This is a genomic window from Desulfovibrio sp. TomC (assembly GCF_000801335.2).
In the GTDB taxonomy this organism is placed as follows: domain Bacteria; phylum Desulfobacterota; class Desulfovibrionia; order Desulfovibrionales; family Desulfovibrionaceae; genus Solidesulfovibrio.
Window position 1 is genome coordinate 1 of sequence record NZ_JSEH01000010.1, and the last position, 20,546, is coordinate 20,546.

Here is a 20,546-nt window from a genome sequence, read left to right on the forward strand (position 1 = left end):
GGGCCGGGGCATGGCGGCCGGAGCCGGGGGACGAACCGTGGCTGCCGGAGCCATGGGCGGGCCGCCGCCATAGCGCAGGCCGCCCGGGGGAGGCGCGCCGAAACGCGGGCCGCCGCCGCCGCCCGGAGGAGGAGCGCCGAAGCGCGGCGCGCCGCCCCCGCCGCCATGTGGAGCGCCACCGCCGAAACCGCCCCCGCCGCCACGTGGCCCACCGCCGCCACGGGCCTCGGCCTCGGGCGCAAACACCCGCGTGAGGGCGAGTATCCCGGGCGCGTCAAAAACCAGGGTGAAGGCCGCCAAAAGGACCAGGACCAGGGACATCTTCTGTTGCCGTTTGTCGTGTCGCATGGTCATTGCCTCACTTGCCTTCCTGGCCGGCGATCATGGGGGCGAATTCAATACGGCGCAGATCCTTGCCGGGCTTGAAGACGAACAGGTCGGCCGGCAGGTGCGGGGAAGTGTCCCATTTACTGAATGTCGCTGCGTATTGCGGCCAGCCCATGCCATTTTTGTCCGTGATGACGACTTTTCGCGGCAGGGGCGACTTGCCCTTGTCCACCCACAGCTGCCAGTCGGCGTTTTTCTGGGTGAAGGCCAGATGGTCGCAGGCCACTCCGCCGGCTGTGTGCACACCCACGCAGTCGCCGGTGCGCACATTGGCCAGCAGTTCCTTGCACGGGTCGGCGTAGAGCAGATCGGACAGCGGCGCGACCAGACCATACTTCTCAGACAACATATCAATGGTAGCGTCGATGGTCGGGGGCGCATCAACCACGGCATAGACGCCCCGGTCGTAGTCGGCCACGGTGACGGTCTTGCCGTCATAGACGAACACCCGGTCGCGCTCGTCGCCGGTAATACGGGAATAGAGCTTGTCGGGCCGCTTGAGGGCCACGTCGATAAAGCGCGTCAACTGGACGGTCTGGCCGTTGGGGTAGACCTGCTCTTCGCTGACCTCGCCGGAAAAGGCCAGGGCTTTGCTGGAGGCCAGGGCCTGACACATGGCCGCCACCGGCGAAGCCGCCTCGGGAGTGATGTCCGGGGTCTGAGTCGGGGCTTTGGCCGGCTCTGGAGCGGCCGTCTGGCTCTGGGCCTGTCCGGCGGCCGGGATGGCCAGACCGGCAAGCAGGACCATGATCCTCAGGATGCGATGCATGGAAACCTCCTCAGGTACCGGCCCGGCCGGGAGTCCCGGACGAACCGTTTTCGCATGCTAGCAACCCTAGAAGGGCACTGGTCAAGTGTCAAGGAGCCGGAAGCCCCAAGCGCCGGGACCTCTGGGCCGCAAGGCCCCGGCGCGCTCTTGCAGGATGGCGGGGGCTGGTTTACTGCACTCTCTGGAGGCGTTATGCTGCGGGAACTCTTCACTTTGTGGCGTAACCGGGGGGCGCGGCTGGCCAGATGTCTTGGCCAGGACCGCGAAGCCGTGTCCATCAACGCCCGCCACCGGCGCTGTGCCGCGGCCTGGGAGCCGCATCTGGCCGCCACCCGGACGCTCATTCTCGACGCCGCTCAGGCCGCCGTCGGACGCGAGACCGCGGTGGTGCTCGGTTCCGGAGCCTGCCTGGACGTGCCGGTGGCCGAACTGGCCGGACTCTTTCGCCAGGTGGTGCTCCTCGACGCCCACCATCCCCGCCCGGCAGGCGTCCTGGCGGCCCGTTTCCCCAACGTGCGGCTGGTCACGGCCGATGCCACGGGCATGGTCCAGGCCGCCCGCACTGCGGCCAAGTCGCGCAGCCCCCTGCCCTGTCCGGTCCCCCGGCCCGATCCCCTGGCCGGGCTTGCTCCGGATTTCACCGCCTCGGTCAACCTCGCCTCCCAGCTCCCCATCCCCTTTTACCGGCTCCTTGGCCGGCGCGCGACCGGGACCGAGGCCGAGGCCTTCTGCCGCGGTCTGGTAACGGCTCATTTCGACTGGCTGGCCAGCCTGCCCGGCACGGCCTGCCTGTGTTGCGACACGGCCTGGGAGCGCGTTGACGGCCCGAAGGTGCTGGAACGCCTCGACGCCCTGGAAGGCGTGGCCCTGCCCGCGCCGGACCGGACCTGGATCTGGTCCATTGCCCCGCGCCCCGAGGAATCCCTGGCCTATGACCGGCAAAACCACGTGGCTGGGTTTCTTGATTTCGCCGCAGCCTGGGGTGCAAAGGGGCTGGATTAATCCACTCTGTTGTGGCATATGGGAAACGCGGCAGCGGGCATGGGCCGCACACCACAACCAACAGCAGAAACGCGCATGAGCGAATCAACCATCGACGGCTACATTCTTATTGCCCCACAAGAATCCACGTTCACCTATCTTATCGACCGCAGCGGTGCGGTCGTTCATACCTGGAAAAGCGACTATAACGCAGGCTTGACGGCCGTATTGACGGAAGATGGCCACTTGGTGCGGGCCGGAAAAGTCGCCAATGATTATTATATCCATGGTTCTGGCGGCGTCATCGAAGAATACGATTGGGACGGCCGCCTCGTCTGGCAATACGTCTATTCCGATACAGACGAATTCCAGCACCATGACTTCATGGTGCTGCCAAACGGCGACATTCTCTTTATTGTCGCCGAGGTCATCACAGCCGAGGAGGCCCTGGCCCTGGGACGCGACCCGACCAAACTCCGCGACGGCTACCTGACGGCCGACAAACTGGTGGAAGTGCGCCCCGAAGGTTTTTCCGGCGGCGAAATCGTCTGGCAGTGGCGGGCCATCGACCACATCGTCCAGGACGTCGCCCCAACCGCCTCCACCTACGGCGTCGTGGCCGACCACCCGGAGCTGATCGATTTCAACTACGAAGGCCGGCCCGCCTTCCCCGACGGCTGGACCCACATCAACAGCGTGGACTACGACGAGGCCACCGATCGCATCCTTATAAGCGCCCGCAACTACAACGAGATATGGATTATCGACCATTCCGCCACCACGGCCGAGGCAGCCGGGCACACCGGCGGCGCATCCGGTTCCGGCGGCGATCTCCTCTATCGCTGGGGCAATCCCGAGGCCTATGACGCCGGGACCAGGGCCGACCGGCAGCTCCACGGCCAACATGACGCCAAATGGATCGACGCGGGGCTGCCCGGGGACGGCGACATTCTCGTCTTTGACAACGGGGCCGACCGCCTGGGCTGTGACTATTCCCGGGTGCTGGAAATCACCGTGCCGACCACGGCCAACGGCGGCTATGCCCTGTCGACCGACGGCAGTTACGGCCCGGCCGCCCCCACCTGGACCTATGTCTCGCCGGGACTGACTGATTTTTATTCCGCCCGCATGAGCGGGGCCCAGCGGCTGCCAAACGGCAACACCCTGGCGACGCTTGGCGACTCCGGAACGCTGCGGGAAGTGACTGCCGAAGGGGCCACTGTCTGGACCTGGGATGCCGAACTGTCCCTGCTGGAGGGCGGCGCTCCGGGCACGGAAACCTCGGTGTTCTATGCCACCTGGTACCCCGAGGACTACGCCGGGTTTGCCGGCAAGGGACTGGTCGCCGAAGACCCGTTCCTGGGAGCCCTGGCCCGCTACGCCACAGTGACCCTGGGGGAAACTCTGGGCCAATCCCGGGCGATCATGACCGCCTCGCCCGCATCCCTGGCCTTCAGCCCGGCCTGACCGGGGCGGCGACGTTGCCCCCAGGCGGTCTTTCCTGCAACGATAGCCGCCAATGGCCGACAGAAAACGCGGCCGCGCCGCCCAGCCCCACAGCCGCAAAAAAGCCCTCTTTGGTGCAAGCACGCACCGAAGAGGGCCTTTGGGGCCGGAGAATTCGCACGCCTATTTGTTTTTGTACTCGCGGCGCTTGACCTCGTAGAGTTCGTCAAGATAATCGGCCTCCACCTTGAGCTTTTCAGCCTTGCGCAGCAGCCGGGCCAACTCGTCGTCGGCCTCCTTGAGGGCAGCATCCGCCGCTCCGGCCGCCTTGCGGGCCAGACGCTCGTTCTCCGCCGCCCGGACCTCTTCCATCACCTTGTGGTACGCAGTTTCGGCCTTGCGCAACTCCTTGGAGAGTTGGTCCGGCATCATGGAGTCGAAATCATCCGCCGCCGCCGCACCCCGGGGGCAGGTCAGCGACAGGACAATCCAAAAACCCAGCACCAAAACAAAACCGGCCACGCGCACCGCGCGTCCCGCCAACGTGTCAATCCGGCCCATGGCATCCCTCGTGTCGTGGTAGTGTGGTAAAAGCCCCCGCCAGACGACGCAGCGGGCGCAACATGGCCGTTGTAGGCCCGACGCTTTAAAAATACAACCGTTTGAAGCCCTCTTCCCACCCTGGACACGCCATTGACCGGCTTGCCGGAAGCGGGGTACACCCCCGACCGAAATTTCGCGTCGCTCCCGAGCCCGGGACGGCCGCCTCAAGGAGCGCTTTCATGGCCAGGTACGAAACGGTCATCGGCGTCGAAGTGCACGCCCAGCTGAAAACCGCCAGCAAGATTTTCTGCGGCTGCTCCACCCGCTTCGGCGTCGATCCCAACGAAAACGTCTGCCCGGTCTGCTCGGGCATGCCCGGCGTCCTGCCGGTCTTAAACGCCACGGTCGTCGAATACGCCGCCAAGATGGGACTGGCCACCGGCTGCACGGTCAACCCGGTGTCGGTCTTTGCCCGCAAGAACTACTTTTATCCCGATCTGCCCAAGGGCTACCAGACCTCCCAGTTCGAGCAGCCCATCTGCGAGCACGGCCACATCGACATCACCGTCGACGGCGCGGCCAAACGCATCGGCATCACCCGCATCCACATGGAAGAGGACGCCGGCAAGAACATCCACTCTGCCGCCGACAACGCCAGTTACGTGGATCTCAACCGGGCCTGCGTGCCGCTTATCGAGATCGTCTCCGAACCGGACATGCGCGGTCCCGAAGAAGTGGTGGCCTATTTAAAGGCCCTGCGCGCCATCCTGGTCTATCTCGACATCTGCGACGGCAACATGGAGGAAGGCTCGTTTCGCTGCGACGCCAACGTGAGCCTGCGTCCGGTCGGTCAGGCCGCCTTCGGCACCCGGGCCGAAATCAAAAACATCAACAGCTTCCGCCATGTCTTGAAAGCCATCGAATACGAAGTGGAACGGCAAGCCGACCGCCTGGACGACGGCCTGCCCGTCATCCAGGAGACGCGCCTCTACGACGCGACCAGAAACATCACCGCCTCCATGCGCGGCAAGGAAGAAGCCCACGACTACCGCTACTTCCCGGACCCAGATCTGGTGCCGGTCGGCTTGGACGCGGCCACGCTGGCCCGCTGGAAAGCCGAGCTGCCCGAGCTGCCCGAGGCCCGGCGCGCCCGGTTTGTCGCCCAATACGGCCTGTCCGACTACGACGCCGAGGTGCTGACCAGCGAGCGCGACCTGGCCGAATACTTCGAGGCTGTCGTCGCCGCCGGGGCCGACTCCAAACAGGCCGCCAACTGGATGCAGGGCGAACTGATGCGCGAGCTCAACCAGGCCGCCATCCCGGCCGCCCGGTCCAAGCTCACGGCCGCCAACCTGGCCGCACTGATCAACCTCATCGACGCCGGAGAAATTTCCGGCAAGATCGCCAAGCAGATTTTTCCGGATCTCTTTGCCGAGGGCCTTGACCCGGCCGCATACGTCCGCCAAAAAGGGCTGTCGCAGATTTCCGACTCCAATGCCCTGGAATCTGCCGTCGACGCGGTCCTGGCCGCCAACCCGGCCGAGGTGGAAGCCTTCAAGGGCGGCAAGACCAAGCTCATGGGTTTTTTTGTGGGCCAGATCATGAAGGCCACCAAAGGACAAGCCAACCCGGGACTGGTCAACGAGTTGTTGCGCCAAAAACTCGGCTAGCGCTGCCTTCTCAAAAAACAGTTCTGTTTTTTGAGGATAAAAAAAGATTACGGTCCATTGTCGCGCCCAAAAGCAACGAGCTGGTTCCCGGGTGTGACGCAAGGACCGCCATAGCCCCGCAATCGTGATGCAAGGACGCCCTGCAAGGGGCCTGCCCCGCCGGCCCGCAACCGGTGCGGGCCGTGTTTTGGACCCCCACCCTGGACTGGAATGACGCCATGAACGACCATATCGCCTTCTCGGCCGACAAGCAGGCTCTGCTGCTCCTCGACCAGCGTTTCCTGCCCGACCGCGAAGAGTGTTTCGTCTGCCGCAACACCGCCGACACGGTCTACGCCCTGCAGACCATGGTGGTGCGCGGCGCACCGGCCATCGGCGTCACCGCTGCCTATGGCTGCTACCTGGCCGCCCGGGAATCGTCCGAAGCCGGCCCGGCCTGGAAAGACCGCCTGCAAACCCTGCTCACCGAACTGGAGCAGGCCCGCCCCACCGCTGTCAACCTGCGCTGGGCGGTTGAGCGGATGCGGGCCAAGTGGGCCGATATGGCCGCCGCCTCCCTGGACGAACTCCTCTCGACCTGGCTTGGGCTGGCCCAGGACATGCACAGCGAGGACATCGAGATATGCAAAGCCATCGGCCGCCACGGCGCGGCTCTGATCGCCGACGGCGACACCGTCCTCACCCACTGCAACGCCGGCGCCCTGGCCACGGCCGGCTACGGCACGGCCCTTGGCGTCATCCGGGCGGCCTTTGAACAGGGCAAGCGCATCCAGGTCATTGCCGACGAGACCCGCCCCTTTCTCCAGGGTGCGCGTCTGACCGCCTACGAACTGGCCAAAGAGGGCATTCCGGTCACTGTCGCCTGCGACAATGCCGTCGGCCACCTCATGAAGCGCGGCATGGTCCAGAAGGTCGTGGTCGGTGCGGATCGCATCGCGGCCAACGGCGACGCGGCCAACAAGATCGGCACCTATACCGTGGCCCTGGCCGCCAAGGCCCATGGCGTGCCGTTTTACGTTGCCGCCCCGGCGTCCACCTTTGACCTGCGCATCGCCACGGGCGACGAGATCCCCATCGAGGACCGCACCCCGCGCGAAGTCACCCACATCGGCGAACACCGCGTCACCCCGGAAAACGTGCCGGTCTACAACTACGCCTTTGACGTGACCCCGGCCGAACTCATCGCCGGCATCGTCACCGAACGCGGCGTGCTGACCGCACCCTATGTCGAATCCATTCGCGCCATTATCGGCGGGAAGTAGTACCAACGTCTCGCAGCCAAGGGGTTCCGATTCATGTCTTTGGATGAACGCATCATCACCCAGGCCATTCTGGAAGAGTATTTCGAGAAGTTCAAATCCAGCCTTGATCTCGACGTGGCCATCATCGGCGGCGGCCCTTCGGGCCTGACTGCGGCCCGGCTGCTGGCCGCCGACGGCCTAAACGTCGCCCTGTTTGAACGCAAGCTGTCCCTTGGCGGCGGCATGTGGGGCGGCGGCATGACCTGGAACGTCATCGTGGTCCAGGAAGAAAGCGTCCACCTGCTCACCGACGTCGGCGTGCCGGTCAAACGCTACAAGGACAACTACTTCACCGCCGACGCCGTGACCGCCACCACCACCCTGGCCTCTGCCGCCTGTCTGGCCGGGGCCAAGGTGTTTAACTGCATGAGCGTCGAGGACGTGGTCCTGCGCGAAGAGGGCGGGGTCAAACGGGTGACGGGCATCGTCATCAACTCCTCCCCGGTGGAGATGGCCGGCCTGCACGTGGACCCGGTGGTGCTCGCCTCGAAATACCTGATCGAAGCCACCGGCCACGCCGTGGAAGTGCTGCACACGCTCGTGCGCAAAAACGACGTGCGCTTAAACACCCCCTCCGGCGGCATCGAGGGCGAACAGTCCATGTGGGCCGAAGTGGCTGAGACCAATACCGTCAAAAACACCCAGGAAATCTTCCCGGGCCTGTACGTAGCCGGCATGGCCGCCAACGCCAGCTACGGCTCCTACCGCATGGGACCGATCTTCGGCGGCATGCTGCTGTCCGGCGAGAAAGTCGCCGCCGACATCGCCGCCAAGCTGCGTGGGTAACGACAAGAGAAGAAAAGAAAAGAATGCCTCCGGCGGCCGGGGGGATGATCCCCCCGGACCCCTGCAAAGGGAGACGTTTTTAAACGGGGCTCTGCTCCTGTTTGATCTCCGGTCAGTTGGGAACCGTGGCCGCCGAGGGTTGCGTTTGACAGGGTTTACCAGTGCTCCAGGGTCCGGGGGGGATCACCCCCGCCCCCCCCCTGGAAGGGGGGTATGAACGCTCTGAACCCAGCGATCTTGTGTCTGCTTTCTTGACCTTTTGCGGGGTCCATTCCATATTAGCAATTGACATGTCCGGCTGGACATGATGAAGGGACAGGTTCGCGTCGGCACGGGCCGTCGCAACCGCCGCGCCCTGGCTCACGCCGGTTGGCGGGCCGGTCGTTGTTTCCCGGTTTCGGGACCGTCGCCGCCCCCAGCCCCGGCGACGCTTTTCCCACCCCGCAAGGAGTCCCCATGCCCCCCATCGTGGCCATCGTCGGCCGGCCAAACGTCGGCAAATCCACGCTTTTCAATCGGTTGGCCAGAGACCACCGGGCCATTACCCATGACCGTCCCGGCATCACCCGCGACCGTCTGGAGGCCACCGCCGATATTGGCGGCCGGTTCGTCACCCTGATCGACACCGGCGGCATGGACTATGAGTCTGAAGAAGAAATCGCCCGCCAGATCGTGGTCCAGGCCGAAGTGGCCCTGAACATGGCCGACGTGGTTCTTTTTATGGTCGACGGCAAGGTCGGGCGCACCGGCCTTGACGACGACATGGCCGAACGCCTGCGCCGCACCGGCAAGTCCGTGGTGGTGGCCGTCAACAAGGTCGACGGCCAGGAACGCTCCGGCGTCATGACCGGCGACTTTCATGCCTGGGGTTTCCCGCTGTTCCCGGTGTCCGCCGCCCACGGCCATGGCGTGGGCGAGGTCCTTGAGGCCCTGGCCGAGCGGCTGCCCGAAGTGGACCCGGAGACCGAGACGTCGCAGCTTCAGACCGTGCTGCGCCTGGCCGTGCTCGGCCGGCCCAATGCCGGCAAGTCGTCGCTTCTAAACGCCCTGCTCGGCGAATCCCGCCTGATCGTCAGCGACATTGCCGGCACCACCCGCGACGCCGTGGACGTGGCCGTCATTCGCGGCGCCAAGCGCTACCAATTCGTGGATACGGCCGGCGTGCGCAAGCGCACCCGCATCACCGACGGCGTGGAACAGTACAGCGTGGGCAAAGCCCTCTCCAGCGCCAAGCGGGCCGACGTGGCCATCGTGGTCATCGACGCCACCGGCGGCATCGGGGTGCAGGACAAACGGCTTATTTCCTTCCTGGACGGCGAGCGCAAGGCCTTCATGATCGCGGTCAACAAGACCGACCTCGTGCCCCAAAAGGACATGCAGGAGCTGCGCAAGGACATTGCAGCGGAACTGCGCATGTGCTCCCACGTGCCGGTGCTTTACATGTCGGCGGCCATGAACAAGGGCGTCGGCAAGGTGCTCCCCCAGGCCGAGGCCCTCTGGGCCGAATGCCAGGTCCGGGTCGGCACGGGCGAACTCAACCGGGCCATGCGAACGGTCATGGACAAGCACCAGCCGCCCCTGGTCAACGGTCGCCGGGCCAAGTTCTACTACCTGACCCAGGCCGCCGAAGCGCCGCCAACCTTCGTCTTTTTCGTCAGCGACCCAGAACGGGTCCGCGACTCCTACGTCAAATACCTGGAAAACAGCCTGCGAAAACTGTTTGGCATCGCTGTCGCCCCGGTCAAGGTCGTGTGCCGGGCCAGCCACAAGCCCAAGGAATAGCCAGCGCATCGAAAAGCCCCCTGCCGCGTCGCGCCAGGGGGCTTTTTCTTGGACTGGACCTAGCCGCAGTCGATGCCGGCGTCGCAGAACCGGCCCACGCCGTATTCCCGGCGGCGGAAGAACTTTTCCGGGTCCGGACCGATGATCTGCATCTCGCGGTGGCGCTGCTGCATGGAAAGCGCGATGCGCATCTCCTTGGTGCAGCCCGTGGAGAAGGTCGCGTCCTTGCCGGCCCAGACCGGCGGCACCTTGCGGCCCAAGAGCTCGAAGCTCTTTTCGATGTCGAAGTGGGTCTGGAACCGCCATACGTCGATCAGGCCGCTGCGCTGCACCTTTTCCCACATAAACATGAGATCGTCGGCATCCATGCCCTCTTCGAAATGCTCGGCCGGGTTAATAATCGAGATGCCGGCCAACTTCTGGCGCAGATGGGCGACAAAGGCCGTGACCAGCTCAATGGCCACCTTGGTCTGGCCGGGGATGGAGCCGATGACCGCGCTGTAAAACATCACCGTGCGTCCGGCGGCCCGGGCCTGACGCATTCCCATGATGATTTCCTCGGCCTTGGCCGTGATGTCGTCCTCGGTAAAGGATCTGGCTCCGGGAGCGCGGGCCTTGAAATCGAAACACAGTCCGCCCTCCGGCAGACGATGGAAGGCGGCTACGTTCCGGGTGAACTGGTGGCTGGTCAGTATGAGCCGGCGGTGGTTGTATTCGCCCTTGGCCACGACCAGATCGGCCTCTTTCCAGGCCCGGGCAAAGGTCACCGAGACGCGGTAAAGGTTGAGGCGCTCCCGGGTGCCGTCGGAAATAACGGTGAGCGGATTCTCCCGAATGGCCTGAAGCAGATCGTTTTTGGACACGCGCGGATCGGTCAGGAAATGCGCCCCGGCCAGGGCTGTTTCCAGGATCGGATCGCCGTCCACGTCCCAGATGGTCGGCACATCGAAATAAAAGCCTTCCTTGAAAACCAGGATCACCCGATGGCCCATGCGCAACAGCGTGCGGATGGCCAGCAGGTCGAACATGATCCCGCCGGCGCTGTCGGCCAAATAGAGAATTTTGAGCTTGCTGCCCCGACGGGGATCAAACAGGGCCTCAAGTTTTTCAAAATCCTTGGGAAAGTTGGCCAGCGCCGTTTCCAGGGCGTCCCCGCCCGGACAGGTCCCGTCGCCCTCCCAGACCTCGGGCATGGCCGACATGGCGAAAAGGCGCTTGAGCTCAAGCACGTCCAGGACATGGCGCAGCTCCGGGATGGACCGGCAGCCCGGCAGGTCCGAGGGACAGGCATGGAGCATGGTCCGGAAGGTTTCGCTCTGGATGAAGGCAAAGGCCCGGCGGTTGGCGGCCCGGCGGCGTTCGCGGTAGGGGTCGTCGAGGCCCGATTGGGTGAGGAAAATGGTATTGAGGCGCTTGCCCAGGCGCGACGGAATAAGCGTCGGCTTGACCAGGGCCTGCCGGTACTTGAGTTCGCACAGGGTGCGAATTTTTCGCCGGGTGTACTCCTCGGCCACAAAGGCGTCGATCAGCCCGTCGATGCGGGCCAGCCGGGCCTTGTACTCGGCCACCACCTCGGGATCGGCCCGCTCGGTCAGCAGATGGCCGAACATGGCGTCGGTGCAGGGAATGTAAATCTGCTCCGGAGTCAGGGACACCATAAAGCGCAGCTGTTCGGGCGAGGCGTTTTTTTCCGGGTCAATGGAATGTTCCAGATTGTTCTCGGTCATGAAGTGCAACAGCCAAGCGTCGAGCACCGGATCGGCGCCGTAACGCGGAGCCTGTCCTGGGACCGGCAACACGGCGGGTATGTCTCGGGTCATGGGCGGTTGATAAATCCCTTCAGTCGCAGGCGTTCAAAATAGCTCTCCCCAGGACGCCGGGCCAGACGCAGGCAACGCTCGGATTTGGTCACCAGCACCACGTCGAGGTCGTCCAGCGGGAAAAGCTCCTGGCCGTCGCAGGTCAGGTACATATTCGTTTCCGGGGCGGACAGGGCCAGTCGCACCGGGGACTCGGCCGGCACCACCACCGGTTTGAAATCGCTGAGAAAGGGGCAGATTGGCACCACGCACAGGACATCGAGGCCAGGGTAAATGAGTGGTCCTCCGGCCGAGACGCAGTAGGCGGTGGAGCCGGTCGGGGTCGAGATCACCACGCCGTCGGCCCGAAGCGTGCAGACGTCGCCGTCGCCCAGGGTCACGTCAAAGGCGGCCAGCCGGGCCATGGCCCCCCGGCTGATGACGGCGTCGTTGACGGAGATGGTGGAAAAGACCGTCTCCTCGCCCCGGATGACGGTCACCTCGATCATAATCCGCCGGGCCTCGGCAAAGCCGTTGGCCAGGATGTCGGCTAAGACGTCCTGCCAGTCGTCGAGGCCGGCCGAGGTCATAAATCCCACCCGGCCAAGATTGACGCCCAGAAGCGGCACCCCGTCCACCAGACGCTTGCGGGCGGCCGAGAGCATGGTGCCGTCGCCGCCAAGGACCAGGGCCAGATCCGGCGGGGCCGTGACCATGGCTCCGGGCGGGATGACGACGTGCGGGGCATCGGGCAGGTTTTCCCGAACCAGGCAGGTGACGCCGCGTTCGGCCAGCCAGTCGGCCACGGTCCAGGCCATGCCTCTGGCCTTGTCGTGATCTGCCTTGTAAATGACAAGAACGGTCTTAATGGTGCGTTGCATACCATGGGTCCGGTTGCACGTTGCCCCGGTCGGGCCGGGGAAGCGTCTTATAAGGCAAAGGCGGTGACGATACAAGGAAGGGCAAAACGGGTACCCTGACGATTAGCCATGGATTTTTTTCGCGCCGCCCTCTAAAGCTCGGACGCAAGCGTCCGATAAGACCCGTGAGAAGGAGCTAAACGCCTTGACCGCGATCCCCTACCAGGTCAGCGCCATGCTGCGCACCTACGGACGGCAGGTGACCACGGCCCGGCGGCTAGCCCGGTACCGCCGGTCCTTGCGCGCCGCCGGCGCCGAAGACGAAGTCCGCATCTCCCGGGAGGCCAAGCGACGGGAGCTGGTCGGACGGGTGGCAGCCGAGATTGTGGAGAACTGCATTGTTGCCGGCTCGGATACCCCGATCGTGGATGAGATCAAGGCCGAGTTGGCCGAGGAGCTCGGGTTCCCCCTCATCTTTGCCTATCCTCCGGAAGATCAGGAGATGCAAATTTTCAGGCATGAGCCGGGGTTTGATCCGCAGCCCATTGACGGCGAGGAGAAGGTTGCCATTATGCGGCGACTGTGGGAATTGGCCCTGGAGAAAGTCGACGAAACCATGCTCTAATCATCGGTCCCCCCGCTGCCGATAAGTACAAAGCGGAATATGCGGGAGGGGGGTCCCCATGGACATCAAAAACGTTTTCGGAATCAATCAGGGCTATGGCCAAAACCGCATCGGGCGCAAAGACTCCGGTGACTCCTCCAGCCTTTCGCGGGGGAAAAGTGCCGATACAAGCAGTTCGTCCGGGTCTTCGGACCGGGTGACGCTCTCGGACGACGCCCGGCTTGTCTCCGTGGCCACGCGCACGGCCCAGGAATCCCCTGAGAGCCGCGCCGACAAGGTGGCCGCCTTAAAGGCCCAGGTCGATGCCGGCACCTACCAGCCTGACTCCAAAAAAATAGCCGAAAAGCTCCTGACTATGGACGCAGAGCTGTTCGGCTAGGCGACAAAACATCGCATAGGACGGCTGACGCCTTCCCGGACCGGATCCGGGGAGGCGTCAGCTTTTTTTGAGGATGGCCATACCCGGCGTATAGTGAGCCGGATAACGCGAATCGGTCTGGGGGATCTGCAGCCCGATACGGGCCTGGGTGTTGATGACGATGGGTCCGCTGAGGTTAAGGGTGGTCCGCTCGGGCATCCCTTGCGGAATGGTCACCGTGACCAGGAGACTGGTCTGCTCCCGGGTCTCGATGCAAAGCAGCTTGCGATCCGCTTCGCCAATGACCACCTCGTACTCCGTCATAAACGAGTACGGGTCGGCCACGAGAAGACCCAGCGAGGGATCGTCGAGGCTTTGCAACACCAGGAAGGGAGAATCCTCCCGGACCTGGATCAAAGTGAATTCCCGATGCCCCATGAAGCCGATAAGCCCCCGGGGAAACTGCAATACCCGATCTTCGGGCAAGACCATGCGCCCAAGGCGCGTGTCCACTACTCGTTCGTCTTTTTTGGCCATAACTTCGCCGCCGCCAGGACATCGGAATCCGTGGCGCATAGAGCTTGCCGATTCTGCTCCAGCACCCGCAGGTAGACCTCTTCCCGATACACCTGCATATCATCAGGCACTTCCAGCCCGATTTTGATCTGCTTGCCCTGGACGCCCAGGACGGTGATCTTGATGTGGTCGCCGAGATGCAGGCTTTCGCCCGGCCTTCGGGTCAAGATGAGCATGAACGCCCACGCCCCCAATTGTGGTTCTGGACACGAAAAATTCCGTCTTCGCGCCCGGTTATGAAACCTTGTAGCCGCGCATCCAGCCTCTTGTCAACGGCTGTTGCGCGCCGGGCTAAATATAGCTGAGCAAAGACAGGTTCATGACCGTGCTCGAGGATTTGAGCACCGCCTGATAGGCCAGTTCCTGCTGGGCCAGTTTGGTGATGAGGGCGCTTAGGTCCGCGTCCTCCACTTTGCTGAGCGTCGAGTTGGAGTTCTCCGCCAGGGTATCCACCATGGTCCCGGCAGCGGTCACCCGGTTTTCCCGGGCGCCCACCGACGCCGCCATCGTCAGGACGTGCTCCTGGGAGGCCGTCAGCTGATCCAAAGCCTCCTGACACCCTTTCTGGTTGTTGGTCTCCAGGTAACCCACGAGTTTGCCCACGGACTCAAACAGGTTGGCCTGGTCCGAACCTTCGAAGGTCGCCACCTGCCCATTGGAGACGCCGCCGAAGATGTCCTTGCCAACGCCGTTGACCACCACGGAATCGGTCGGGGAAATGGCCATCGAGATGTCGGCGGTGCTGGGCTGGATGAAAAACTGATTCCCGGCCGTAAGCGGGGCGCCATTGGAGACGAGGGTCAGGGACCCCCCTGGCACCGGCAGGCTGACCTGAGCGTCCACGGTATCCACGATCCCGGAGGTGTTGCCCGTCACCCAGGACCGGCCGCCATCCGTGCTGTAGGAAAAGGCAAAGGCCGTCGCGGAGGAAAAGTCGCAGTTCTCATCGATGCGCACATTGACGTTGCCGGTAAAATTCCCGGTCGCCGTGCCGGTCACGGCCGTCGCCGGGGACGTGGTGTTGGTCACGGCGATGTCGTCGTTGGTATTGCCGTTATAGACCGCTGTGGGTCGAATCCACATCCAGGTGCCGGCGGTGTCGTTATGGTCGGCGCAGGCGGTCACCGCATCCAGGGCGTTGTTGTCCAGGGTCATGGTCACGCCGCCCAGATTGAGCTGCTGGGTGGTGGCCGAAGGCGCGGGATTGTAACTGCCGGCGGTCCAGGTGGTCCCGCCGTCGGTGGAATAGTCGAAGCCCGGCTGGTGGCCGACAGTGTCCACGCTCGTATACTGCACAAGCACCGTGGTGGCCGAGTCGCCGGAAAGGGTGAACCCGTTGTTGGCGGCAACGGCCGTGTCAAAGGCCGTATCGTTGGAATTCATCCACAAGGACTGGGTGAACGCCTCGGTATCGGTCTTTTGGCCGGCAAAAATCGAATTCTGGTTATAGGTGGTGTTGGACAGGGAGATAAGCTGCTGGAAATACTGGCGCACGGCCGAGGCGATTTCATCGCGGTTTTCCTCGGTGACCGACCCGGTGGCCCCCTGCTCGGCATACCCCTTGATGGTGGAGATGAGCGAACTGACCGAAGACAACGCACTGTCGGACTGGGTCAGCCAGCCGGTGGCGCTGGTGATGTTCCGCTTGTACTGGGTCAGCTGGCTGATGTCGCAGCGCGTCTGCAGCACGCTGACCGCGCCATTGGGATCGTCGGAGGGCGCGTTGATGCGCTTTTGGGTCGACGACTGGAGATTGGTCTCCATGAGATTGCTCAGGGAGGCGTTGTTTTGCCGTATCACCGACCCGTAAATGCTTTGCTGGGTAACGCGCAGGACCATGGGGACCTCCAAAAACTAGTTTTTAAGCCCCAATACCGTTTCAAACAGGGAATCAGCCGTGCTGATGAGTTTGGCGGCGGCCTGATAGGAATGCTGAAATTTGATGAGGTTGGTCAGTTCCTCGTCGAGATTGACGCCCGATACGGCCAACTGCTGCTCGTTGAGCTGGGCGGCCAGGGTGGTCTGGTAGCTGGCCTGATACGAGGCGGTGGCGGTGTCTGAGCCGACCTTGCCGACCAGGGCGGCGTAGTAGTCGCCAAGGGTCTGGGAGGTGGCGGCATTACCGGTGACAAAGAACCCCACCTTGGTGTCTTCCAATGCGGTCATGGCTTTGGCTGTCGTGTTGTCGCCCTTGGCCACCAGCCCGTTTGTGCCCACATGGCCGGCGCAGACTCGGTTGACGTCGTTGCCCACCACGCCGTTGACGGCCAGGTCCGAGGCTGTCGAGCCGGTCAGCAGGGTGTTGACGCCAAGGGCGGCCCACAACCCGGAGGAATCGCTGCCGAACTGAAAGGTGTTGCCGTTTTGGCCGATGATGGACAACTGGTTGTTAACCACCGAGGCGCTGAGCACGCCGGGAAAACCGGCATTGATCTGGGCCACAATGTCATCAAGGCTGTCGCCCGGCGTAAAGGTGACGGCGTTGCTGGCCGTGCATACGCCGGTGCTGTCGTAGGCATACACCATGGATGCGCCGGATTGGAGCCTGTTGCCGTAGGCCAGTCCCGAGGACGGATCAACCAGGCTGTAACTGCTGTCGGCGACGGAATTGGTGCCCTGGACCGCAGCAAAATTGGTCAGGCCCGCACCCTGGGAATGAATCCGGTTGACCTCCCAGACCATGGATTTCGCCATGGCGTCGAGGCTGGCCTGATAGCCGCCGAGTTCCTCGTCGCGGAACTCGAACGCACCGGCCAGGGAGCCGCCGGTCAAACGCCGGGTATTGTCGGTGCCGTCGGCATACTGTTGGGGCGTGATGTTTTCCGCCGTGCCGGCCGTGGTATACCAGTACAGGGCCTTTTTGGGGACCAGGGTGAAGGTGTCGCCGACATTGAGGTTGTCGACCACGGTGGCCTTGGAGTCGGTCGTCGTGCCGAACCAGATGTCGAGATCCCCCACCGCCACTTTGCCGTTTCCGGCTGCGGTGTCGGCGTTGTAGACCGTCGGGGTGCCGTCGTCGTTGGTCAGCCAGGACTTGCCGCCGTCCAGGGACACCTGAAAAGCGGCGCCGCCGTCCACTGCGCCGCCGGTCACCACCTTGAGCGTATATTCCTTGGTATCGGAACCTTCGTAGTAGGCCTGGGCGTCACAGGCGGCGGTCATGGAGGCCGACGACAGCTGGCGCACGGTCTTGCCCTGCTCGAACTTGAACTCGTAGGGCACCACCCCGTCCACGACGGTCTGGCCGGACTGGGTGTTGATGGTGATATCGCCCTTGCCGTTGTCAATGACGTTGACGTCGATCAGGGAGGCCAGTTCGCGCACCTTGCTGTCACGCTGGTCGTAGAGTCCGTTGGGAATGCTTTGCCCATCAATCTGGGTCATGTTGATCTGCCGATTGAGTTCGGCAATATCATTGGCCAGATTGTTTACGGAATCCACGCCGGCAGCGATGCTCTGGTTGGCCTGATCCTCAAGCTGGGTCATGGAATCGGCCGTGGACCGGATGAGACTCAGCATGGTTTCGGTGTCGTCGATCATGGTCTGGCGGACGGCTGCGCTGTCGGGGCTGGTGGTCAGGTCGCCCCAGTCGTCAAAAAACTTGCTCATGGCCTTGCTGGTGCCGCTGGTATTGGATTCGTTGACCAGATTCTGGACGCTGGTAAGGCCATTGTACAGGGTCTGGAAACGGTCGCGGGCCGACAGCTTGCCCAGATACTGGGCCTCGATAAAGGCGTCGTGGGAGCGCACCACTTCCTGGGCCACCACGCCGGAACCGATCTGGCCCGGAACCGTGGTGACATACTGCCCGTCCTTGAGCACAACCGACTGGCGGCTGTACCCTTGGGTATCGACATTGGCGATGTTGTTGCTGGTGACCTGCAAGCTGGCCTGACTGGCCCGCAACGCCGAATTGCCGATATTGAGCATGGAGGAGATGCCGGCCATTTAGAGCCTCCCGTTAATGAGGCCCGGAGCCGGCATGGCCGAGGCGATGCGGCCTCGGGAGCCGTACACGGCCTTTTTGGGGATGAGCAGCTTTTGCAAATTGTCCAGGCTCGACTTGGTCAGGTCGTAGAGTCCAAGGGCCATGGAATAGTTGCGCGCGGCCTGCTTGGCCCCCCGCTGCTCCACCTTGTCGATGGCGGCAACAAAGGCCTGGGCCTGCTCCCGGGACTGCGGGTCAAAATCGTCGACAACGTCGGCCAGCCGCTTGGCCTTGGGGTTGACGGCGGCATACAGGGCGTGGAGGCTCCGCCGCTCGACAGCCAACTGGCGCAGCAATTCCTGAATGGAAAATTCCACCGTGGCCACCGCGCCGGGGTTTCGGGCCGAAAGATGGGAAAATTCTTCCGCCAGGAGGCTCTCCAGCAAGGTGACGGCCCCGTATTGCCGTCGCAGGTTTGACAGTATGCACCCGATCATGACCAGCCTCGATTTATTGCACAATTACATCGTGTTACAGAGATTCCTGAAGGACTCCGGCCTGGGCCAGCAGACTGTGGGGGTCCACGGTCTGGCTGCCCCGACGCATCTCGAAGTGCAGATGCGGCCCGGTGGAACGCCCGGTACTGCCTACCTCTGCAATTTTTCCGCCAGCCGTCACGGTCTCGCCCACCGCGACGTCGTAATTGCGCAAATGCCCGTACACGCTCTTCCAGCCGCCGGCATGTTCGATCTCCACCACATTGCCGTAGCCGCCCTTGGCGCCGGCATAGGTCACGGTGCCGTCCCAGCAGGCGGCCACGGAATCGCCCTCGGCGGCGGCGATGTCCATGCCGGCGTGCCAGGCCTGTTTGCCCTTGAAGGGGTCGGTGCGCCAGCCGTACTCCGAAGTGATGCTGCCGGTGGTCGGCGCGGCCATGGGTTCGGCGGCCTGGATCTCAGCGGTGATGTCGTCAGTATTTTGGCTGCTGCCCGCGGCCGGCTGGTGGGAGGGAGCCAGCAGGCCCGTTCCGGGACGGGCCAGGGCGGCGGTCACGGCCGGGGACAGATTCTGGGGCGGCACCGAATGCGGTCCAGACGGCATGCCCGTTGCCGGCATGGGCACACGATCGGAGGCCACGCCGCTGCCGTTTCTGCCCACCGGCCGGTTGGCCGGTAGCACGTCGCCGGTTCCGGCCGTCTCCCCGCTGCCGGTCACCCGGCTTTTGAGCTGGCGGTACATCATGTCGGCCAGGCCGATGCCGCCGGACTCGGCCATCTTGTCGCACATGGCCTTGTCGAACATGGAATAGTACTGGTCCTCGTACTGCCCGTGGAGAATCCCGTCTTTGGGCACGGTGGCCCGCATCTGGGCAAAGAGCTTGGAAATAAACACCGATTCGAAGCCCTGGCAGGCCTTACGCAGCTTGGCCTCTTTGGCGTCGCCGCCGCCAGCGAGACTTTTTTGCAGGGCGTCGATCTGCAGCTTTTGGGCTACATCGCTCTGCAACGCGCTGTTCGCGGTCAGGTCGGCCATGCCTTCGGGCGCGCTCACGGCTAGTTGACCTCCAGGTCGGCAGACAGGGCCCCGGAGGCTTCCAGGGTGCGCAGGATGCTGATCAGGTCGCGGGGAGTGGCGCCCAGGGCATTTAAGCCTTCGACCAGTTCCTGGAGGGTCGCTCCTTCGATCATCTTGAGTTTGCGGTTCTCCTCGTTGATGGCAATGTTGGTCTGGGGCGTGACCACGGTCTGGCCGTTGGAGAAAGGCAGCGGCTGGGACACGTCGGCCGATTCCTGGACCTGGATCTGGAGATTGCCGTGGGTGACGGCCACCGGGGAAATCTGGACGTTCTGGCCAAGGACGACGGTGCCGGTCTTTTCGTCCACCACCACCCGGGCGCGGTGGTCCGGGGTGACCTCGATGTTCTCGATGGAGGCCATGAGCATGGTCAGGTTGCCCTGGTTCTCAGGCGGCACGGCCAGACGCACGGTGCCGGCGTCGACGGCCGTGGCCATGGCCGAACCCATGGCCTCGTTGACGCGCTTGGCCATGCGGGCGGCCGTGGAAAAGTCAGGCGTGCGCAGCGACAAGGTCAGGTCGGGCTGTTCATTAAAGGAGAACGGCACGGCCCGCTCGATATTGCCGCCGCCGGGCACGATGCCGACGGTGGTGATGTTCTTGGAGACCGACGACCCGGCCCCTGAGGCCGACACGCCGCCGACCAGGAGCGACCCCTGGGCGATGGAATAGATGTTGCCGTCAATGCCCTTCAAGGGCGTGACCAGCAGCACGCCGCCAAGCAGGCTCGTGGAGTCGCCGATGGACGACACGGTGACGTCGATGCGGCTGCCGGGCTTGGCCGAAACCGGCATCTGGGCCGTGACCATGACGGCGGCCACGTTCTTGGGCTTGAGCGTGGCCTTGTCCACCCGGACACCCATCTTGTCGAGCATGTTGTAGATGGACTGGACCGTGAAATCCGAGCCGCGCTGATCGCCCGTGCCCGAAAGGCCGACCACGAGGCCATAGCCCACGAGCTGGTTCTTGCGCATGCCGGAAACCGTGGCAATATCCTTGATGCGGGCGCTGTGGGCGGTGTGGACCAGACCAAGCACCAGGGCCATGAGGACCAGGGCGGCCAGCAGCGGCGCGGCCGGCTTGGGCCGGGCCAGGGCGCAGGCCCGCGTTGCCAACCTAGCGAAGTTGGGGTGCATATCCTTACGCTCCCTGTAAGCGAG

At 63.8% G+C, this 20,546-nt stretch carries 20 protein-coding genes; 8 read left to right on the forward strand and 12 right to left on the reverse strand.

What is annotated here, in order from left to right:
* Together NY78_RS10945 and NY78_RS10950 are read right to left on the reverse strand one after the other, a co-directional pair.
* Window positions 1-348 (reverse strand): hypothetical protein (locus tag NY78_RS10945; protein WP_197084233.1); only part of this gene is annotated, 348 nt, incomplete at its 3' end.
* 10 nt (window positions 349-358) lie between these two features.
* Window positions 359-1,156 carry a DUF2092 domain-containing protein gene (locus NY78_RS10950; protein WP_043635615.1) on the reverse strand — a complete coding sequence of 266 codons (798 nt, stop codon included), beginning with the start codon at window positions 1,154-1,156 and terminating at the stop codon, window positions 359-361.
* Between the two features lie 192 nt (window positions 1,157-1,348).
* On the opposite strand from NY78_RS10950, the gene NY78_RS10955 reads away from it, so the two are divergent.
* Together NY78_RS10955 and NY78_RS10960 are read left to right on the forward strand one after the other, a co-directional pair.
* Complete coding sequence (locus NY78_RS10955; protein WP_043635618.1) at window positions 1,349-2,158, forward strand: hypothetical protein; 810 nt, start codon at window positions 1,349-1,351, stop codon at window positions 2,156-2,158.
* Between the two features lie 75 nt (window positions 2,159-2,233).
* The gene (locus tag NY78_RS10960) at window positions 2,234-3,604 is read left to right on the forward strand and encodes an aryl-sulfate sulfotransferase (RefSeq protein WP_043635621.1); all 1,371 of its coding nucleotides are present in this window, start codon (window positions 2,234-2,236) and stop codon (window positions 3,602-3,604) included.
* Between the two features lie 162 nt (window positions 3,605-3,766).
* Here NY78_RS10960 and NY78_RS10965 read toward each other — a convergent pair whose 3' ends face one another.
* Entirely contained in the window at window positions 3,767-4,144 is a 378-nt protein-coding gene (locus tag NY78_RS10965) for a hypothetical protein (protein WP_043635625.1), read from the reverse strand.
* A 221-nt stretch (window positions 4,145-4,365) separates the two neighbouring features.
* On the opposite strand from NY78_RS10965, the gene gatB reads away from it, so the two are divergent.
* The 4 genes from gatB (at window position 4,366) to der (ending at window position 9,665) form a co-directional block, all read left to right on the forward strand.
* Window positions 4,366-5,796, forward strand: a complete 1,431-nt coding sequence (gene gatB / locus NY78_RS10970; RefSeq protein ID WP_043635626.1) for an Asp-tRNA(Asn)/Glu-tRNA(Gln) amidotransferase subunit GatB — start codon at window positions 4,366-4,368, stop codon at window positions 5,794-5,796.
* Window positions 5,797-6,014: 218 nt separating this feature from the next.
* Window positions 6,015-7,058, forward strand: coding sequence for an S-methyl-5-thioribose-1-phosphate isomerase (gene mtnA, locus NY78_RS10975; protein ID WP_043635968.1), 1,044 nt, complete (start codon window positions 6,015-6,017; stop codon window positions 7,056-7,058).
* A gap of 33 nt (window positions 7,059-7,091) precedes the next feature.
* A complete protein-coding gene (locus NY78_RS10980; RefSeq protein ID WP_043635629.1) occupies window positions 7,092-7,883 on the forward strand; it encodes a sulfide-dependent adenosine diphosphate thiazole synthase in 792 nt (263 codons plus the stop codon).
* A 456-nt stretch (window positions 7,884-8,339) separates the two neighbouring features.
* Window positions 8,340-9,665, forward strand: a complete 1,326-nt coding sequence (gene der / locus NY78_RS10985) for a ribosome biogenesis GTPase Der (protein WP_043635632.1) — start codon at window positions 8,340-8,342, stop codon at window positions 9,663-9,665.
* A gap of 59 nt (window positions 9,666-9,724) precedes the next feature.
* On the opposite strand, the gene NY78_RS10990 is transcribed toward der, so the two are convergent.
* The gene (locus tag NY78_RS10990) at window positions 9,725-11,485 is read right to left on the reverse strand and encodes an ARMT1-like domain-containing protein (RefSeq protein WP_043635636.1); all 1,761 of its coding nucleotides are present in this window, start codon (window positions 11,483-11,485) and stop codon (window positions 9,725-9,727) included.
* Window positions 11,482-12,345 carry an NAD(+)/NADH kinase gene (locus tag NY78_RS10995; RefSeq protein WP_043635637.1) on the reverse strand — a complete coding sequence of 288 codons (864 nt, stop codon included), beginning with the start codon at window positions 12,343-12,345 and terminating at the stop codon, window positions 11,482-11,484. The genes NY78_RS10990 and NY78_RS10995 overlap by 4 nt, the downstream gene beginning before the upstream one ends.
* A 184-nt stretch (window positions 12,346-12,529) precedes the next feature.
* Between NY78_RS10995 and NY78_RS11000 the strand changes: the two genes are divergently transcribed.
* Window positions 12,530-12,949: a DVU0524 family FlgM-associated protein gene (locus NY78_RS11000; RefSeq protein WP_043635640.1), complete on the forward strand. Its 420-nt coding sequence runs from the start codon at window positions 12,530-12,532 to the stop codon at window positions 12,947-12,949.
* Between the two features lie 58 nt (window positions 12,950-13,007).
* The gene (gene flgM, locus NY78_RS11005; RefSeq protein WP_043635642.1) at window positions 13,008-13,328 is read left to right on the forward strand and encodes a flagellar biosynthesis anti-sigma factor FlgM; all 321 of its coding nucleotides are present in this window, start codon (window positions 13,008-13,010) and stop codon (window positions 13,326-13,328) included.
* 57 nt (window positions 13,329-13,385) lie between these two features.
* Here flgM and fliW read toward each other — a convergent pair whose 3' ends face one another.
* The 7 genes from fliW to NY78_RS11040 all read right to left on the reverse strand — a co-directional run bounded on the left by fliW (window position 13,386) and on the right by NY78_RS11040 (window position 20,522).
* A complete protein-coding gene (fliW, locus tag NY78_RS11010) occupies window positions 13,386-13,844 on the reverse strand; it encodes a flagellar assembly protein FliW (protein WP_043635645.1) in 459 nt (152 codons plus the stop codon).
* Window positions 13,820-14,059, reverse strand: coding sequence for a carbon storage regulator CsrA (gene csrA / locus NY78_RS11015; protein WP_043635971.1), 240 nt, complete (start codon window positions 14,057-14,059; stop codon window positions 13,820-13,822). The genes fliW and csrA overlap by 25 nt, the downstream gene beginning before the upstream one ends.
* A gap of 115 nt (window positions 14,060-14,174) precedes the next feature.
* Entirely contained in the window at window positions 14,175-15,722 is a 1,548-nt protein-coding gene (gene flgL, locus NY78_RS11020; protein ID WP_043635649.1) for a flagellar hook-associated protein FlgL, read from the reverse strand.
* 15 nt (window positions 15,723-15,737) lie between these two features.
* Complete coding sequence (gene flgK / locus NY78_RS11025; RefSeq protein WP_043635652.1) at window positions 15,738-17,831, reverse strand: flagellar hook-associated protein FlgK; 2,094 nt, start codon at window positions 17,829-17,831, stop codon at window positions 15,738-15,740.
* Window positions 17,832-18,308 carry a flagellar export chaperone FlgN gene (flgN, locus tag NY78_RS11030; protein WP_043635655.1) on the reverse strand — a complete coding sequence of 159 codons (477 nt, stop codon included), beginning with the start codon at window positions 18,306-18,308 and terminating at the stop codon, window positions 17,832-17,834. It abuts the gene before it with no gap.
* A gap of 34 nt (window positions 18,309-18,342) precedes the next feature.
* Window positions 18,343-19,362, reverse strand: a complete 1,020-nt coding sequence (locus NY78_RS11035; RefSeq protein ID WP_043635658.1) for a peptidoglycan DD-metalloendopeptidase family protein — start codon at window positions 19,360-19,362, stop codon at window positions 18,343-18,345.
* Window positions 19,363-19,364: 2 nt separating this feature from the next.
* On the reverse strand, window positions 19,365-20,522 hold the full coding sequence (locus tag NY78_RS11040) for a flagellar basal body P-ring protein FlgI (protein WP_043635660.1): 1,158 nt from the start codon (window positions 20,520-20,522) through the stop codon (window positions 19,365-19,367).
* Between the last annotated feature and the right edge of the window lie 24 nt (window positions 20,523-20,546).

Coding starts and splice junctions, on each gene's coding strand:
- NY78_RS10950 (WP_043635615.1), bottom strand. CDS start 1,156: ATGCATCGCATCCTGAGGATCATGGTCCTGCTTGCCGGTCTGGCCATC.
- NY78_RS10955 (WP_043635618.1), top strand. CDS start 1,349: ATGCTGCGGGAACTCTTCACTTTGTGGCGTAACCGGGGGGCGCGGCTG.
- NY78_RS10960 (WP_043635621.1), top strand. CDS start 2,234: ATGAGCGAATCAACCATCGACGGCTACATTCTTATTGCCCCACAAGAA.
- NY78_RS10965 (WP_043635625.1), bottom strand. CDS start 4,144: ATGGGCCGGATTGACACGTTGGCGGGACGCGCGGTGCGCGTGGCCGGT.
- gatB (WP_043635626.1), top strand. CDS start 4,366: ATGGCCAGGTACGAAACGGTCATCGGCGTCGAAGTGCACGCCCAGCTG.
- mtnA (WP_043635968.1), top strand. CDS start 6,015: ATGAACGACCATATCGCCTTCTCGGCCGACAAGCAGGCTCTGCTGCTC.
- NY78_RS10980 (WP_043635629.1), top strand. CDS start 7,092: ATGTCTTTGGATGAACGCATCATCACCCAGGCCATTCTGGAAGAGTAT.
- der (WP_043635632.1), top strand. CDS start 8,340: ATGCCCCCCATCGTGGCCATCGTCGGCCGGCCAAACGTCGGCAAATCC.
- NY78_RS10990 (WP_043635636.1), bottom strand. CDS start 11,485: ATGACCCGAGACATACCCGCCGTGTTGCCGGTCCCAGGACAGGCTCCG.
- NY78_RS10995 (WP_043635637.1), bottom strand. CDS start 12,345: ATGCAACGCACCATTAAGACCGTTCTTGTCATTTACAAGGCAGATCAC.
- flgM (WP_043635642.1), top strand. CDS start 13,008: ATGGACATCAAAAACGTTTTCGGAATCAATCAGGGCTATGGCCAAAAC.
- fliW (WP_043635645.1), bottom strand. CDS start 13,844: ATGGCCAAAAAAGACGAACGAGTAGTGGACACGCGCCTTGGGCGCATG.
- csrA (WP_043635971.1), bottom strand. CDS start 14,059: ATGCTCATCTTGACCCGAAGGCCGGGCGAAAGCCTGCATCTCGGCGAC.
- flgL (WP_043635649.1), bottom strand. CDS start 15,722: ATGGTCCTGCGCGTTACCCAGCAAAGCATTTACGGGTCGGTGATACGG.
- flgK (WP_043635652.1), bottom strand. CDS start 17,831: ATGGCCGGCATCTCCTCCATGCTCAATATCGGCAATTCGGCGTTGCGG.
- flgN (WP_043635655.1), bottom strand. CDS start 18,308: ATGATCGGGTGCATACTGTCAAACCTGCGACGGCAATACGGGGCCGTC.
- NY78_RS11040 (WP_043635660.1), bottom strand. CDS start 20,522: ATGCACCCCAACTTCGCTAGGTTGGCAACGCGGGCCTGCGCCCTGGCC.